This window comes from Curtobacterium sp. MCJR17_055 (assembly GCF_003224335.1).
Taxonomy (GTDB): domain Bacteria; phylum Actinomycetota; class Actinomycetes; order Actinomycetales; family Microbacteriaceae; genus Curtobacterium.
Map to the genome: position 1 here is coordinate 142148 of NZ_QKLF01000002.1, position 15026 is coordinate 157173.

Sequence of the window (15026 nt, forward strand, 5' to 3'; positions counted from 1 at the left end):
CAGGCGCGACCCCGCGCGGCTACGCGGCGTCGAGCGTCAGGCGCGCACGCACGACGTCGGCGAGCTCCTCGGCGACGCGCTGGGCGTCCTCCTGCGAGGCCGCCTCGACCATCACGCGGACGACCGGCTCCGTGCCCGAGGGACGCAGCAGCACGCGACCGGAGTCACCGAGTGCGTCGGTGGCGTCGGTGATCGCGTCCTGGACGCCCTGGTCGTCGAGCCCGTGGCGGTCGACGCCCTTCACGTTGAGGAGCACCTGCGGGAACACCGTCATGCACGCGGCGAGCTCGCCGAGCGTCTTGCCGGTGCGCGCCATCTCCGCCACGAGGTGGAGGCCAGTCAAGACCCCGTCACCGGTCGTCGCATAGTCGCTGAAGATGATGTGGCCGGACTGCTCGCCACCGAGCGAGAACCCACCCTCGGTCATCTTCTCGAGGACGTACCGGTCCCCGACACCGGTCTCGAGGACCGTGATGCCCGCGTCCGCCATGGCCCGCTTGAGCCCGAGGTTCGACATCACCGTGGCGACGAGGGTGTCGTCGACCAGGCGTCCGCGCTCCTTGAGGGACAGCGCGAGGATCGCCATGATCTGGTCGCCGTCCACCGCGTTGCCGTCGGCGTCCACGGCGAGGCAGCGGTCGGCGTCACCGTCGTGCGCGATGCCCACGTCGGCGCCGGCCTCGAGGACCGCGCGCGCGAGGTTGTCGATGTGGGTCGAGCCGACGCCGTCGTTGATGTTGATGCCGTTCGGGTCGGCACCGATGAGCGTGACCTTCGCACCCGCGTTGACGAACACCTCGGGCGAGACCCCGGAGGCGGCACCGTTGGCGCAGTCGAGCACGACGTGGATCCCGTCGAGTCGGTGCGGCAGCGTGCCGAGCAGATGGACCACGTAGCGGTCCTCGGCGTCGGCGAAGCGGGTGATGCGCCCGACCTCGGCACCGGTGGGGGTCGGTGCGGATTGGTCGTGCATGGCCGCTTCGATGCGGTCCTCGACCTCGTCCGGCAGCTTGCGACCACCAGCGGCGAAGAACTTGATCCCGTTGTCCGGGGCGGGGTTGTGCGAGGCGGAGATCATCACGCCGAAGTCGGCGTCGACGTCCGCAACCAGGTACGCCGCTGCTGGGGTGGGGATGACCCCGGCGTCGAGGACGTCGACGCCGGCGGAGGCGAGCCCGGCTGCCACGGCGGCACCCAGGAACTCGCCGGAGACGCGCGGGTCACGCGCGAGCACGGCCCGGGGGCGCGTGCGACCGGACGCTCGACGAGCGTCCGCGTGGTGTCCGTGCGTGAGCACGGCCGCGCTCGCCTGGGCAAGACCCAGTGCGAGCGCGGCCGTCAACTCGCCGTTGGCGAGGCCACGAACGCCGTCGGTACCGAACAGACGCGGCATGCGATCTCCCGCCGTCAGGCGATCAGCGCTTCGAGAACTGCGACGCCTTGCGGGCCTTCTTGAGACCGGCCTTCTTGCGCTCGATGACGCGGGCGTCACGGGTGAGGAAGCCGGCCTTCTTGAGGGTCGCGCGGTTGTTCTCGCGGTCGATCTCGTTCAGGGTGCGGGCGATGGCGAGACGGAGCGCGCCGGCCTGACCCGAGGGGCCGCCACCCGTGATGCGGGCGGTGACGTCGTAGGCACCGAGGAGCTCGAGCACCTTGAACGGGTCGTTGATGAGCTGCTGGTGCAGCTTGTTCGGGAAGTAGTCCTCGAGCGTGCGGCCGTTCACCGAGAAGGTGCCGGAGCCGGGGACCAGGCGGACGCGCGCGATGGCCTCCTTGCGGCGACCGACGGCACCGCCCGAGACGTTGAGGATCTGACGGGGAGCCGCCTCCGACGCGACGGGCGCGCTCTCGGTGGTGAAGGTCTCCGGGGTCTGGTCGATGGAGTCAGCGATCTGAGCCATGAGTGTTTTCTCGTTCCTGGAAGTCGTCGTGGCCGCTGTTACTGCGAGACCTGGTCGAAGGTGTACGGCTTGGGCTGCTGCGCCGCGTGGGGGTGCTCAGCGCCTGCGTAGACCTTGAGCTTCTTGAGCTGCTCGCGACCGAGGGTGTTCTTCGGCAGCATGCCGCGGATCGCCTTCTCGACGGCGCGCGTCGGGTGCTTCTCGAGCATCTCCGGGTAGGTGGTGGCCGTGAGGCCGCCCGGGTAACCGGAGTGGCGGTAGTAGACCTTCTTGGCGAGCTTCGACCCGGTCAGGGCGACCTTGTCGGCGTTCACGATGATGACGTAGTCACCCATGTCCATGTGCTGGGCGAAGGTGGCCTTGTGCTTGCCGCGGAGGAGGGCGGCGACGTGCGAAGCGAGGCGGCCGAGCACGACGTCGGTCGCGTCGATGACGATCCAGTCGTGCTGGACGTCTGCCGGCTTCGGGGAGAACGTACGAGTCACAGGAGTGCTGCTTTCGTGTCGAGGTGAGGAGTCCGTGAATCCCACTCCGGTGGGCGTTCTCGCGGGCAGACGCCCGGCGAACGACCCGGTGGAGGGCCCATCTGACTGTCTGGCGCAACAGAGCGCGCAGACCAAGGTGAGAGCCTAGCGGACGCCGGAGCGCTCGGTCAACCGCGCCCGCCTCGCCGCACACGACGGACGGGAGGCACGACCCGGGTCGGACCCGGATCGCGCCTCCCGTCGGTGGTCGCGGTCAGCGCGGCGTCACTCGGCGCCGCCACCCGTCGTCCGGCGGCGACGGAGGGCGAGGAGCCCGCCACCGGCGGCCAGGAGGGCGAGCGCAGCCGCGAGGCCGCCCCCGATCTCCGCGCCGGTGAAGGCCAGGCCGTCACCCGCGCTCGGCGTCCCGGTCAGCCCGCCCGCGCCCGGGGTCGTCCCCCCGTCACCGGCGACGGGGCCCGCGCTCGGGTCACCAGCACCCGGGGTCGGGGTCGGGTCGGCCGCGCCCGGGACCGGCGTCGGCGTCGGCGTCGGGGTCGGGTCCGTGCCCGGGCCCGGCGTCGGGGTGGGCTCCGGTGTCGGGTCACCCGGCACCTCGGCCTCGGTCACGTCGAAGCCGACCAGGATCGGGTCGTGGTCGCTGGCGCGGTACACGTCGTCGCGGTACAGGTCCGACACGTTCACGTTGTACCGGCTGTACTCCAGGGCCACCGACTCGGTCGAGTTGATGTTCCAGATGTCCACGCCGGTCACGCTCGCGAGCGCCGCGGGCGAGGCCAGCACGTGGTCGAGGGACCCGCTCAGGCCGCTGAACACGTAGGAGTACTCCGACGCGTCCTGCGCCGGGGCGAGGTCGGTGTACCCGGCGTCGCGGAGCACCACCATCGGGTCCTCCTCGCTGTAGGCGTTGAAGTCACCGATCAGGAACGTCTTGTCGGTGCCGTACTGCTCCTGCATGGCGGTCGAGAAGGTCGCCAGCGCCCGCGCCTGTCGCACGCGGTCGGCGTTGGACGCCCCCTGCCCGTCGCCCTGGTCGGCGTTCTCGCCGGTGCCGGAGCCCTTCGACTTGAAGTGGTTCGCGATGACGAGGAAGTCGTCCTCCGCGGTGCCGCCGACCGGACGGAAGGCGTCGGCGACCGGCTGGCGGGCGTTCGTGAAGGCGGGGTCGAGCAGGATCGTCGACTCGCCGGTGGGGGCGACGCGGTCCTTCTTGTAGATGAGCGCCAGGCGGATCACGTCCTCGCTGGCCGGCACGACGGAGGGCGACTCCGCGTAGGCCCACGTGTCGGTGCCGGTCGCCGCGTTGAGGGCGGCGACGAGGGTCGCCACGGCCGCGTCGCGGTCCAGGCCGAAGCGGGCCGAGTTCTCGATCTCCTCGAGCGAGACCACGTCCGCGTCGAGGGCGTTGATCGCCTTCACGATCTTCACCTGCTGGCGGTCGAGGTCCTCCTGCTCGGCAGCACCACGGGCGTCGCAGCCCGAGTCCACCGTGATCGGGTCACCCGCACGGTCCCGGTAGTACGTGCAGCCGGCCACCTCGTCGCCGGTCGTCGGGAAGTAGTTCAGGACGTTGAACCCGGCGAGCGTCAGGTCGCCGCCGACGCCCTCGGGCGTCGCGGTCCGGACGTCCGAGAACGAGGCGGGCAGGTCGGCCGTCGGGGTCGCGCCGGTGATCGGCGTGGTCGGCTGGAACTTCCAGGCGTTGTTCCGGTAGTCGAGGACCACGGGGGCGGTGAACGTCGTGGTCGCACCGACCGTGACCGGTCCCGCGTTCGTCAACCACGGCACCGGGACCTCACGGGCGGCCTGGTCCTGGCCGTCCCGCGGCAGGAAGTTCGTGCTCGCGCCGTCGTCGAGCGTCACCTTGCGGGCGGCGTTGTCGGCGGCGACCGCGGCGGCCTCGACGCTGCCCGGACGGGCGACCTCGGTCGGCTGCAGGAGTCGGCCGGTCCCCGTGGCGAGCGCGATCTCGCCGTACTGGTTCGTCGTGTAGTTGTCGGCGACCGTGTAGGAGCCCTGCGGGGCGACGAGCATGCTCTCGAGGGACTCCCGCGCGGCGTCCGTGCGCGGGAAGACCACGGCGGCCGGCTGCGGCGCGACGGCGGGCGTGCTGAGCGTGCGCAGTCCGGCGGCGCTCGAGACGGTCAGTTCGGTCAGCCCGGAGAACTCGGACACCGTGCCGGTGAGCTCGACGTGGTCCCCGATCGCGACCTGACCGACGGTGGCCGCGGAGTAGACGAAGAGCCCGTCGGACGCGGTCCGCGTGGCAGGGTCGGTCGGGCCTCCCGTCCCGGGCGTCTGGATCGTGTAGCCGTTGAGCCCGCCGGTCGCGTACACGGCCGTGACCACGCCGCTCGTGACGACGGTCCTGCCGACGAACGGCGAGGTGTCGGTCGTGCCCTGGATCTCGGGGATGGTCGCGGCGACCGCAGGGGTGGCCGGTGGTGTGGTGCCGCCGTCACCCGGGGCGGGGGTCGTTCCTCCGCCCGCGGTCTGTCCGGCTGCGTTGCGCGGCGTGACCGTCGTCGTGACGGTGAAGTCGGTGCCGTTGACGTCGGTGTCGGCCGTGCCCGCCCGGACGAGGCCGTTCGGCACCGCGTTCGCCCCCGTCACGGTGCGGACCGTGCCCTCGAACGTGTTCGACGCCCCGTAGCCGAGCAGGTCGACCACGCCCGCGGTGCCCGTCGCGACCGGGCCCGCCGGCAGCGTCAGCGCTGCCGTGCGGTCGGCGAGGACGAGCGTGCCGGTCGTCCCGGACGGGTTGAGCGACGCGGTGTCGTCCGCGGCGGGCAGGTCGGCCCCGGCGGGCTCGCTCCCGTTGCCCGCCATCGACACGAGGAAGGTGCCGTTCGCGGGGACCGTGCCCTCGAGGGCGCTCGTGCTGAACGCGCCGGTGCTGGTCGCCGCCCGGTACTGGAGCGACCATCCGTCGAGGGTGACCGGGCTGGCCGTCGGGTTGGCGATCTCGACGAACTTCTGGTTGAAGAACGCGTTCGCGCTCCCGCCCTTGAGGTACGCCTCTGCGATGACGAGTCCGGTGCCCGCGGGGTTCGCGGTCGCGGCGGTGACGGTGACGAGCGGTGCGGCGAGCAGGGTCGCGGCAGCCGTGGCGCACAGCAGGGTGCGTCCGACGGTTCGGGGCATGAGGACCTTCGGTTCGTGGTCGGGAGGGATCCCGACGACGGTACGGTCCTGCGCGGGCGCACAGGTTACGAGCAGGTGAACCTTCCCCCCGGACGAGGGTCGACCGCCCGTTCTCCGGCGCCGTGCTCGGCCGTCACGCCTCGATCGGCACCCACTCCGACCCGACCCGGTGCACCGCCGGGCCGTGTCCGGGCAACACGATCGCCGGGTACGGCAGCACGCCCGCGGACTCCACGGCGAGCGCCTGGTCGGCGGTGAAGAACGGCGTGATCATGCGCGGCCGTGGTGCCCACGAGGCCGGCTGGGTGTCGTGGTGGGTGACGACGGCGTCGCCCGTGACGATCGCATCGGCGGCCGGCAGCAGGTACGCGGTGGACCCGGCGGTGTGGCCGGGCGCGGGCAGCGGGGTCATCGCGCGACCGTCGAAGTCCCGCGCGGTGAACGCGCGCGCGGACGGGACGGTGGTCGGCCGGAGCGCGTCGGAGGCGATCGCACGCCCGAGCCACCGCAGCACCCGGGGAGCGGCGAGCCGTCCGCCGATCTCCGCCGGGGTGACCTGCTGGCGCCCCGGTCCACGGACGTTGGCGAGTTCGTCGGCGTGCGCGAGGACCTCGACGTGCGGATGACGCTCGAGGATCCCGGGCAGGCCGCCGACGTGGTCGACGTGGCCGTGGGTGACGTACACGCGTCGGAGTTCGTCGAGGTCGTGGCCGGCGAGCAGCACGCTGTCCAGGACGAGGTCGGTGTCGGCGGGGTACCCCGCGTCGATGAGGGCGACGCCGTCCTCCTCGGCGAGGACGACCCAGTTGGACACCGGCCCCTCGACGAACACCACGCCGGGTGCGACGGAGACGAGGGAGCGCGGAGCACGAGGAGCCATGCCCCGACGGTAGCGCCCTGCGCCGGGACGCGACGCGGGTGCCTGCCGCTCAGTCGCCGGGCCGGTGTCCCTCCGCGTCGCGACGGGCGCGTGTCTGCACGGCACGGGCCTCCAGGGCGTCGTCGTCGGGGTACCCGACCTCCGTCAAGGTGAGCCCACGGGCCGGGGCGACCGTGAAGGCGCTCGTGCGCTCGGCGGCGATCCGCAGCTCGTCGAGCCGGTCCGGCGTCAGGCGGCCCTCGCCGACGGCGAGGCAGCCGCCCACCATGGCGCGCACCATGGAGTGGCAGAAGGCGTCGGCCTGGAGGCTCGCCACGAGCACGCCGTCCGGCTCGCGGTCCCAGCGGAACTCCTGCAGGGTCCGGATGGTGGTCGCGCCCTCACGCGGCTTGCAGAACGCCGCGAAGTCGTGCAGCCCGAGCAGGCGGAGCGCACCGCGCTCCATCACCGCCCGGTCCAGGCGCCCCGGGTACCAGGTCGTGTGTCCGCGACGGAGAGGGTCACGGGCGGCATCGAGGTCGGCGACCCGGTACCGGTACCGCCGCCAGACCGGTGAGAACCGCGCGTCGAACCCCGGCGGGGCGACCGACGCCCGGGTGACGACGACGTCCCCGTCCGGCCCGGCGAGCCCGTTCAGGCGGCGGACCAGCCCGGCGAAGGGGTCCCGCGTGGTGCCGTCGGCGGCGGGACGGCGGGGACGGGAGAGCGCGGCCCACTGCTCGTCGCTGAGGTCGAGGTGCGCGACCTGCCCGGTGGCGTGCACACCGGCGTCGGTGCGGCCGGCGACCGTGAGCTGCGGCGGTGTGCCCCAGCGGGTGAAGACGGTGGCGAGGGCGGACTCGAGCGCGCCCTGCACGGTCCGGAGTCCGGGCTGTCGGGCCCACCCGGAGAACGCGGCTCCGTCGTAGGCGATGTCGAGCCGCAGCCGCACGCCGGCCTCGCCCTCGGTCCGGCCGGTCTCGCTCACACCTCCACGGTACCGACGTCAGCGCGACGTCAGCGCCGTCGGGACAGGCTCTGCGGGATCGAGGTCGGTACCGGACCGTGATGTGCGCCCGCGTCCGAGCCGGTCGCGCGTCTCCATACTGAAGGCATGCACATGAAGACAGTCACGAGGGGGGTCGTGGCCATCGCGCTCCTGGCCGCGGTGAGCACCGGCATGACCGCCTGCGCTCCCACGCCGAGCACCGACCCGACAGCCGCCCCGACCGCCGCGAGCCCTTCCACCGAGGCGACCCCGGAGCACACGCCCGCCACGACCGACTTCGGCACCGAGCCCTCCGCCGGAGACGCGCCCGCGTGCGACGCCCTCCTGCCGGACGACCTCGTCCGCGCGCTCGTCCCCGATGCCGAGCCCGTCGACGCCATCACCGAACTGGCCCACCCGGCCGCCACGTGGAACGCCACCAGGCTCGCCGGCGGGACGGGATGCTGGGCGTCCAACGGCAGCTCCCCACTGGACGACCGCGCCGCGCGCACGGCCGACGAGCCCGCCTACGAGGGCGTCCGAGTCGCCGTGCTCCCGGACGCCGCTGCCGCGTTCCGGACCGCCGGCACGGACGCGACCGCTCCCGCGGAGAGCGCGACCACAGTGCGCTGCGCCGCGAGCGATGCTGCACGGGTGTACTGCAACGGTGGTGTGCTCGCCGGGACGGCCTGGGTCGACGTCGCGGTCGTGCGTCTGCAGACCGCGTCTGACGCCACCCCCGAGGCGATGCAGCCCGAGTACGAAGCGCTCCTCGAGCACGCACGGGAGACCGTCGCCGCGTCCCCGGCTGCATCGGTGGACGGCGACGACTCGGACGACTGGTCGTTCACCGACTGCACGACGGACGGGGTCGCGGCCATCGCCGACACCACCCTCCGCGACTCGGTGACGCTGACCGACACCCCGCCGACCATCGACGAGTTCGCCCAGAGCCGGGTCGGCGGCAGCGCGTGCCGCTTCGTCGGCCCGGAGTACACCACGGGCGCGGTGTACGCCTCGGTCCCGGACAGCGGGTGGGTCGTCGAGCAGCGGCTCGCGGCGGGCACCGTCGACCGCGACGGACGGATCGACCTGCCGGGGCTCGGCGCACGCGACGCCGCATGGCGCACGTGTGACGAGCTCGCCTGCACGGTCGACGTGGTGCACGACCGCACCTGGACGCAGTACCTCCTGACGACCGAGGCGGCATCGGACACCGCCGCCGCGGTCGAGCGGTGGGCGGCGTCGTCGTTCGGCTCGTGACGCGTCGGCGTCAGCCCCGCTGACCGCCGTGCCCGCGTCGGCGCACGAGCCGGTCGCGGATGCTCGTCGGCTCGGCAGGGCCGGTCTCGGTGTCGGCGTCCCGGGTCGCCCGGCGCTCCGACTCGACGATGCCGCGGAGCGCCACCAGCGCAGTGGCGGTCACGGCGACGTCCGACGGGAACTCGTGGGAGGCGTCGAGCGCCTGCTCGAGCTCCGCGATCGCCCGGTCGCCCTCGTCCGGCGGGTGGTCGCCACGGACCATCGACGCGACCTGCCGGATGGCGTGCACGAGCGGCGTCGTGAACGCCTCGTCCGGACGTCCGAGGTTCGCCGACACCGGACCGGAACGAGCCACCAGCTCCGTCAGGTCGGTCGTGTACCAGGCGACCCGCTCGAGCGCGCGGAAGCGGGCGCCGTCGCGCTGCAGGCGGGCACGTGAGCCGCGGAGCGCACCGCGGAGGTTGATGCGGCGGCTCTCCTGGGCGATCGACACCCGAGCCCGGACGTCGGCGATGGCACGGTCGAGGCGGTCCTGCGCTTGGTCCCACGCGCGCTCGTCACGCTCGCCCTGTTCGAGCACGTCCGCCAGGCCGTCCAGGTGCGTGGCGAGGACGGTGTTCACCTGGTCGATGCGGCGCTCGGCGTCCCAGAAGTGCAGGGGCGGGAACACCAGGAAGTTCACGAGGAGCCCGACCACCACGCCGACGGCCATCTGCACCAGGTACCCGAGCGAGTACCCCTCGGCGTGTGCACCGCCGACGAGCAGGACGAAGAGCGCCGCCGTCGACACCCAGGAGCTCCCCTCGCCGAGGACCCGGAACCCGCCGACGAGGACGCCGACGCCGACCGTGATCGCCACGGCCAGGACCCCGGGGTCGCCGACCCACATCGTGAAGGCGGCGACCGCGATGCCGAGCGCGATCCCGACCAGGGTCTGCAGCCCGCTCCGGAGTCCGGCGAACACCGTCGTCTGCATCGCCACGACCGCGCCGAGCGGGGCGTAGTAGGGGTACTCCGCTGCCACACCGGGCACGTTCTGCGCGACCAGCCAGGCGATGGTGGCCGCCGCAGCTGCCTTGGCTGCGTGCAGCAGCCGGGGCTGCGTGCCGGAGTCCCGGCTCCACCGCCACAGTCGGGTGCCGACGCCGGCGACGTGCTGGAACTGCATCGGGTACCTCGTCTCTCGGTCGGCACGGTGTGGGGCGGACGCTGGTCGGGCCTCCCGGGTACGCCGGGCCTCCCGGGTCCGCCGGGCGGTCCGAACCGCGTGGTCAGGAGCCTGCGCGGTGGAACAGGAAGGCCCCTGCAGCAGACGCTGCAGGGGCCTTCCTGTGGTGCGGTGCGACTACTTGGACGCGTCCGCGGCGTCGTCCGACTTCGCAGCGGCGTCGGCCTCGACCTCGGCAGCAGCGTCGGTCGTGGTCTCGTCGGCGACCGGGGTCGACTCCTCGGTGGTCTCGGTCTCCTCGACCGGGGCCTCCGTGGTCTCCTCGGACGTGGTGTCCTCGGCGACCGGCGCAGCGGCGGCCGGGGCCGCGTTGCGCGTGACGGGTGCCGGTGAGCTCGAGACGGGCTCGAGGACGAGCTCGATCGAGGCGAGCGGCGCGTTGTCGCCCTTGCGGAAGCCGAGCTTCGTGATGCGGGTGTAGCCGCCCTGGCGGTCGGCCACCTGCGGCGCGATCTCCGTGAACAGCGTGTGCACGACGGTCTTGTCGCGCAGGGCCGCGATCACGCGACGACGCGCGTGCAGGTCGCCGCGCTTCGCGAACGTGATGAGCCGCTCGGCGACCGGACGGAGGCGCTTGGCCTTCGTCTCGGTCGTCGTGATGCGACCGTGCGTGAAGAGGGCGTTGGCGAGGTTGCTCAGGAGCAGGCGCTCGTGGGCGGGACCGCCACCGAGGCGGGGGCCCTTGGTGGGCTTCGGCATGTCAGTTCTCCAGTGGTGATGGTGGTGCGCCCCGTGTCAGGAGCGCGTGCGCGTCAGCGCGAGGTCAGTTGCTGGACTCGTCCTCGTCGTACCCGCTGTAGAAGTGGGCACCGTCGAATCCGGGGACGGTGTCCTTGAGGGACAGGCCGAGCTCGGTGAGCTTGTCCTTGACCTCGTCCACCGACTTCTGACCGAAGTTGCGGATGTTCATGAGCTGCGTCTCCGACAGGGCGACGAGCTCGGACACCGTGTTGATGCCCTCCCGCTTGAGGCAGTTGTAGCTGCGCACCGACAGGTCGAGGTCCTCGATCGGGGTCTGCAGCTCGTTCGAGAGCACGGCGTCGACCGGCGCGGGGCCGATCTCGATGCCCTCGGCCGCCGTGTTCAGCTCGCGGGCGAGACCGAACAGCTCGACCAGCGTGCGACCGGCCGACGCGATGGCGTCGCGCGGCGTGATCGCGGGCTTCGACTCGACGTCGACGACCAGGCGGTCGAAGTCCGTGCGCTCACCGGCACGCGTCGCTTCGACGCGGTAGGTGACCTTGAGCACGGGCGAGTAGATCGAGTCGATCGGGATCTGACCGGCCTCGCTGAACTCCGAGCGGTTCTGGGTCGCCGAGACGTAGCCGCGGCCACGCTCGATCGTCAGCTCCAGCTCGAAGCGCGCGGAGTCGTTCAGGGTCGCGATGACGAGGTCCGGGTTGTGGATCTCGACACCGGCCGGGGCGGAGATGTCCGCCGCGGTGACCTGGCCCGCACCCTGCTTGCGCAGGTACGCGGTGATCGGCTCGTCGTGCTCGCTGGAGACGACCAGGCTCTTGATGTTCAGGATGATCTCGGTGACGTCCTCCTTGACACCGGGAACGGTGCTGAACTCGTGGAGGACACCGTCGATGCGGATGCTCGTGACGGCAGCACCGGGGATGGACGAGAGGAGCGTGCGGCGCAGCGAGTTGCCGAGGGTGTAGCCGAAGCCCGGCTCGAGCGGTTCGATGACGAAGCGCGAGCGGAACTCGGAGATCGACTCCTCGTTCAGGGTGGGGCGCTGTGCAATGAGCACTGTGGAATTCCTTTCGGCGAAGTGTCCGCTATATGACACTTGGCGGTACGACGGGGCCGGCCGGGCCCCGACGGGTCTGTTTCAGTTGTGATCACGCGCACTGGAGTGCGCGATCGAACGACCAGGAATGGCCGACCCCGCTCGTCCCGGTCAGGGAACGAGCGGGGAACGGCCGGTTGCTCCTCGCGTCAGACGCGGCGGCGCTTCGGCGGGCGGCACCCGTTGTGCGCCTGCGGCGTGACGTCGTTGATCGAGCCGACCTCGAGGCCAGCGGCCTGGAGGGAACGGATCGCCGTCTCGCGACCCGAGCCCGGGCCCTTGACGAAGACGTCGACCTTCTTGACGCCGTGCTCGGCGGCCTGACGGGCGGCCGATTCGGCGGCGAGCTGCGCCGCGAACGGCGTCGACTTGCGCGAGCCCTTGAAGCCGACGGCGCCCGAGGACGCCCAGCTCAGGACGGCACCCGACGGGTCGGTGATGCTGACGATGGTGTTGTTGAACGTGCTCTTGATGTGGGCCTGGCCCACGGCGACGTTCTTCTTCTCCTTGCGGCGCGGCTTGCGCGCGGCGGTCTTGGGGGTAGCCATCGTGATCTCCTATCGAGCCTTCTTCTTGCCTGCCACGGTGCGCTTCGGGCCCTTGCGGGTACGAGCGTTGGTCTTGGTGCGCTGACCGCGCACCGGGAGACCACGACGGTGGCGGAGACCCTCGTAGCTACCGATCTCGACCTTGCGGCGGATGTCGGCGGCGACCTCACGGCGGAGGTCACCCTCCACCTTGAACGTGCCCTCGATGTAGTCGCGGAGGGCGACGAGCTGGTCGTCGGTGAGGTCCTTGACGCGGATGTCGCCGGAGATGCCGGTCTCCGCGAGCGTCTGGACGGCGCGGGTACGGCCGACCCCGTAGATGTAGGTGAGTGCGATCTCCACGCGCTTCTCGCGCGGGATGTCGACGCCTGCTAGACGTGCCATTGTGCTGGCTGCTCCTGTTGTCGATGGAGGTGTGGCGCAGTACCGGTGCCCGGGCCTCCGTCCCGAGGTGTCCCCCACCCGCCGAGGCGGATGGGTTCTGGTACTGCGTTGTCGATCTTCAGTTGTGGTTCGTGCTCGAGCCGCAGGCGGTCTGACGACCGGCGACCCCGCTCACGCGGCAGGCTCCCGGAGGAGCCCCACGGGGACTAGCCCTGGCGCTGCTTGTGACGCGGGTTGCTCTTGCAGATCACCATGACGCGGCCCTTCCGGCGGATCACTCGGCAGTGCTCGCAGATGGGCTTGACGCTGGGGTTGACCTTCATTGTTCGTTCCTCGTGCTCGCTGGCTTCGTGCTCGGCGGGTTCGCCGGGCCGTTCCTTTCCAGCTCGCGGATCACTTGTAGCGGTAGACGATCCGGCCGCGGGTCAGGTCGTACGGGCTCAGCTCCACGATCACGCGGTCCTCGGGGAGGATGCGGATGTAGTGCTGGCGCATCTTCCCGGAGATGTGCGCGAGGACCTTGTGTCCGTTGGTCAGCTCAACGCGGAACATCGCGTTGGGCAGAGCTTCGAGCACCGAGCCCTCGATCTCGATGACGCCGTCTTTCTTGGCCATAGCCTCACTGTCGCTTGGTTGGATTACCGGTGTGATCCCCGAGCCGGTCTGCGGGTCGGGCGCCACGCCAGAGGGCATGGCACACCAAAGATCGATCTTATGTGGTAGACCGCCGATTGCCAAGTGCGCCTGCATGTCGGAGCGGCGCGGGCACCCCAGTGCAGGGGACGAGCCGCCCGGATCGGCCCGCAGATCCGCTGTTCGACAGGTTCTCCACAGCCGGAGCGATGCCGGAACAGGGCCCAGCCCCGTACGGTGACGAGAGCAGTCACCGAAGGAGGACCCCCGTGCCCGACGCCCCCGGCCGCGCGAGCCCCGTCGCCCGCCACGGCCGACTCCCCCGCCGCCGCGCCTGGACGACCCTCCTGTCCGTCGTCGCATCCGCGGCCGCGGTCCTGCTCGTCAGCGGCACCAGCGTCGCCGCGATCGCCGGCGCCCAGCTCGCCGCGGCGCCGCAGACGGTGCAGCTCAGCACCGACGACCAGAGCACCGCGGAGACCGCCGACGTCACCGCCATCGAGGGTGGCGCGAACATCCTGCTCATCGGGAGCGACACCCGCGTCGGGCAGTTCGACTCCGACGAGGACGTCGAGGGCGCCCGCAACGACGTCACGATGCTCGTGCACGTGTCCGAGGACCACCAGCAGCTCACCGCGGTCAGCTTCCCCCGCGACCTGATGGTGCCGATCCCGGCGTGCACCAACCCCGAGACCGGGACGACCTACCCCGCAGCGGAGTCAGCGCAGTTCAACACCGCGCTCGGCAACGGCGGTGTCTCCTGTGTCGTCGACACGGTGGAGAACCTCACCGGCCTCACCGTGCCCTACGCCGGGCTCATCACCTTCGACGGCGTGATCGAGATGTCGAACGCCCTCGGCGGCGTCGACGTCTGCGTCGCGACCCCCATCGACGACACCTTCACCGGGCTGCACCTGACCGCCGGCGCGCACTCCCTGCAGGGTTCGGACGCGCTCGCCTTCCTCCGCTCGCGCCACGGCGTCGGCGACGGCAGCGACCTGGCTCGCATCAGCTCCCAGCAGGTCTTCCTGTCCGCACTGCTCCGCCAGGTGACGGCGGACGGCACCCTGTCGAACCCCATCACCCTCTACAAGCTCGCCGGCGCAGCGCTGTCCAACATGACGCTGTCCGACGGCCTCGCGCAGACCCGGACCCTCGTCGGCCTCGCATCGACCCTGCGCGGCATGAGCACCTCGAGCATGCTCTTCGTGCAGTACCCGGTCGTCGACGACCCCGCCGACGCGGCGCGCGTCGTCGTCGACGAGGCCGCCGCCCACACGCTCAACGTCGCCCTGCAGACGGACGAGCGGACCTCGCTCAGCGACTCGTCGACCGGTCGCGCGTCGCAGGAGTCGTCCGACGCAGAGACCGCGGCTCCGTCCGCGAGCCCGTCCGATGCCGCGCCGTCGGACACCGCGACCGCTGCTCCGAGCGCGTCGGCCACGCCGGACGGACAGACGACCACGACGAGCAGCCCCTCCTCGACGCCGCTGCCCTCCTCGATCAGCGGACAGAGCGCTGCCGAGGAGACCTGCTCCGTCGGGAACTGAGGAACCGCGCCACGGACGGTCCGGGGTCGGGGACGCCGGGCCTCTCGTCCGGCCCCGACCCGTCGGCGCCGTCGGCAGGGCCGCCTCCCCACGCCACGGAGCCCGTCGCCTGACGGCGGCGGGTGGGAGATGCGCGGTGCAGCCGCACCGCACCGCACCGGCCACGTCCTGCCTGGAGGCCCGTCCCGCGTCACCAGGGTCGGCCCGCGACCCGGGTCCTGCAGCGTGGACGGCAGCACCGGGTG

General features: G+C 71.9%; 15 protein-coding genes. 2 read left to right on the top strand and 13 right to left on the bottom strand.

The genetic code is table 11. The annotated features are described in order from the left end of the window. Nucleotides 1-19: 19 nt before the first annotated feature. The 6 genes from glmM to truA form a co-directional block, all read right to left on the bottom strand. A complete protein-coding gene (gene glmM / locus DEJ16_RS04690; RefSeq protein WP_110824219.1) occupies nt 20-1393 on the bottom strand; it encodes a phosphoglucosamine mutase in 1374 nt (457 codons plus the stop codon). Nucleotides 1394-1415: 22 nt separating this feature from the next. Next, on the bottom strand, nt 1416-1901 hold the full coding sequence (gene rpsI / locus DEJ16_RS04695; RefSeq protein WP_110824220.1) for a 30S ribosomal protein S9: 486 nt from the start codon (nt 1899-1901) through the stop codon (nt 1416-1418). 38 nt (nt 1902-1939) lie between these two features. Beyond that, on the bottom strand, nt 1940-2386 hold the full coding sequence (rplM, locus tag DEJ16_RS04700) for a 50S ribosomal protein L13 (RefSeq protein WP_110824221.1): 447 nt from the start codon (nt 2384-2386) through the stop codon (nt 1940-1942). 264 nt (nt 2387-2650) lie between these two features. Next, on the bottom strand, nt 2651-5530 hold the full coding sequence (locus tag DEJ16_RS04705; protein ID WP_181419463.1) for an ExeM/NucH family extracellular endonuclease: 2880 nt from the start codon (nt 5528-5530) through the stop codon (nt 2651-2653). 133 nt (nt 5531-5663) lie between these two features. After that, nucleotides 5664-6410, bottom strand: a complete 747-nt coding sequence (locus DEJ16_RS04710; RefSeq protein ID WP_110824222.1) for an MBL fold metallo-hydrolase — start codon at nt 6408-6410, stop codon at nt 5664-5666. A 49-nt stretch (nt 6411-6459) separates the two neighbouring features. Next, nucleotides 6460-7377, bottom strand: a complete 918-nt coding sequence (gene truA / locus DEJ16_RS04715) for a tRNA pseudouridine(38-40) synthase TruA (protein WP_258365824.1) — start codon at nt 7375-7377, stop codon at nt 6460-6462. A gap of 126 nt (nt 7378-7503) precedes the next feature. Here truA and DEJ16_RS04720 point away from each other — a divergent pair, with 126 nt between their 5' ends. Then, the gene (locus DEJ16_RS04720; protein ID WP_146232818.1) at nt 7504-8640 is read left to right on the top strand and encodes a hypothetical protein; all 1137 of its coding nucleotides are present in this window, start codon (nt 7504-7506) and stop codon (nt 8638-8640) included. Nucleotides 8641-8650: 10 nt separating this feature from the next. On the opposite strand, the gene DEJ16_RS04725 is transcribed toward DEJ16_RS04720, so the two are convergent. The 7 genes from DEJ16_RS04725 to infA form a co-directional block, all read right to left on the bottom strand. Then, nucleotides 8651-9808: an aromatic acid exporter family protein gene (locus DEJ16_RS04725; RefSeq protein WP_110824224.1), complete on the bottom strand. Its 1158-nt coding sequence runs from the start codon at nt 9806-9808 to the stop codon at nt 8651-8653. Nucleotides 9809-9985: 177 nt separating this feature from the next. Further along, complete coding sequence (gene rplQ / locus DEJ16_RS04730) at nt 9986-10567, bottom strand: 50S ribosomal protein L17 (RefSeq protein ID WP_110824225.1); 582 nt, start codon at nt 10565-10567, stop codon at nt 9986-9988. A gap of 64 nt (nt 10568-10631) precedes the next feature. Further along, nucleotides 10632-11627 carry a DNA-directed RNA polymerase subunit alpha gene (locus DEJ16_RS04735; protein ID WP_110824226.1) on the bottom strand — a complete coding sequence of 332 codons (996 nt, stop codon included), beginning with the start codon at nt 11625-11627 and terminating at the stop codon, nt 10632-10634. 188 nt (nt 11628-11815) lie between these two features. Next, complete coding sequence (gene rpsK, locus DEJ16_RS04740; protein ID WP_110824227.1) at nt 11816-12214, bottom strand: 30S ribosomal protein S11; 399 nt, start codon at nt 12212-12214, stop codon at nt 11816-11818. 9 nt (nt 12215-12223) lie between these two features. Next, nucleotides 12224-12598, bottom strand: a complete 375-nt coding sequence (rpsM, locus tag DEJ16_RS04745; RefSeq protein WP_110824228.1) for a 30S ribosomal protein S13 — start codon at nt 12596-12598, stop codon at nt 12224-12226. Between the two features lie 206 nt (nt 12599-12804). Continuing rightward, nucleotides 12805-12921 (bottom strand): 50S ribosomal protein L36, encoded by a 117-nt coding sequence (gene rpmJ / locus DEJ16_RS04750; protein WP_022903266.1) that lies wholly within the window; start codon nt 12919-12921, stop codon nt 12805-12807. Between the two features lie 70 nt (nt 12922-12991). Further along, the gene (gene infA / locus DEJ16_RS04755; RefSeq protein WP_017885509.1) at nt 12992-13213 is read right to left on the bottom strand and encodes a translation initiation factor IF-1; all 222 of its coding nucleotides are present in this window, start codon (nt 13211-13213) and stop codon (nt 12992-12994) included. A 287-nt stretch (nt 13214-13500) separates the two neighbouring features. On the opposite strand from infA, the gene DEJ16_RS04760 reads away from it, so the two are divergent. Further along, nucleotides 13501-14781, top strand: a complete 1281-nt coding sequence (locus DEJ16_RS04760) for an LCP family protein (protein ID WP_258365825.1) — start codon at nt 13501-13503, stop codon at nt 14779-14781. Nucleotides 14782-15026 lie beyond the last annotated feature (245 nt).

Coding starts and splice junctions, on each gene's coding strand:
- glmM (WP_110824219.1), bottom strand. CDS start 1,393: ATGCCGCGTCTGTTCGGTACCGACGGCGTTCGTGGCCTCGCCAACGGC.
- rpsI (WP_110824220.1), bottom strand. CDS start 1,901: ATGGCTCAGATCGCTGACTCCATCGACCAGACCCCGGAGACCTTCACC.
- DEJ16_RS04705 (WP_181419463.1), bottom strand. CDS start 5,530: ATGCCCCGAACCGTCGGACGCACCCTGCTGTGCGCCACGGCTGCCGCG.
- DEJ16_RS04710 (WP_110824222.1), bottom strand. CDS start 6,410: ATGGCTCCTCGTGCTCCGCGCTCCCTCGTCTCCGTCGCACCCGGCGTG.
- DEJ16_RS04720 (WP_146232818.1), top strand. CDS start 7,504: ATGCACATGAAGACAGTCACGAGGGGGGTCGTGGCCATCGCGCTCCTG.
- DEJ16_RS04725 (WP_110824224.1), bottom strand. CDS start 9,808: ATGCAGTTCCAGCACGTCGCCGGCGTCGGCACCCGACTGTGGCGGTGG.
- rplQ (WP_110824225.1), bottom strand. CDS start 10,567: ATGCCGAAGCCCACCAAGGGCCCCCGCCTCGGTGGCGGTCCCGCCCAC.
- rpsK (WP_110824227.1), bottom strand. CDS start 12,214: ATGGCTACCCCCAAGACCGCCGCGCGCAAGCCGCGCCGCAAGGAGAAG.
- rpsM (WP_110824228.1), bottom strand. CDS start 12,598: ATGGCACGTCTAGCAGGCGTCGACATCCCGCGCGAGAAGCGCGTGGAG.
- rpmJ (WP_022903266.1), bottom strand. CDS start 12,921: ATGAAGGTCAACCCCAGCGTCAAGCCCATCTGCGAGCACTGCCGAGTG.
- infA (WP_017885509.1), bottom strand. CDS start 13,213: ATGGCCAAGAAAGACGGCGTCATCGAGATCGAGGGCTCGGTGCTCGAA.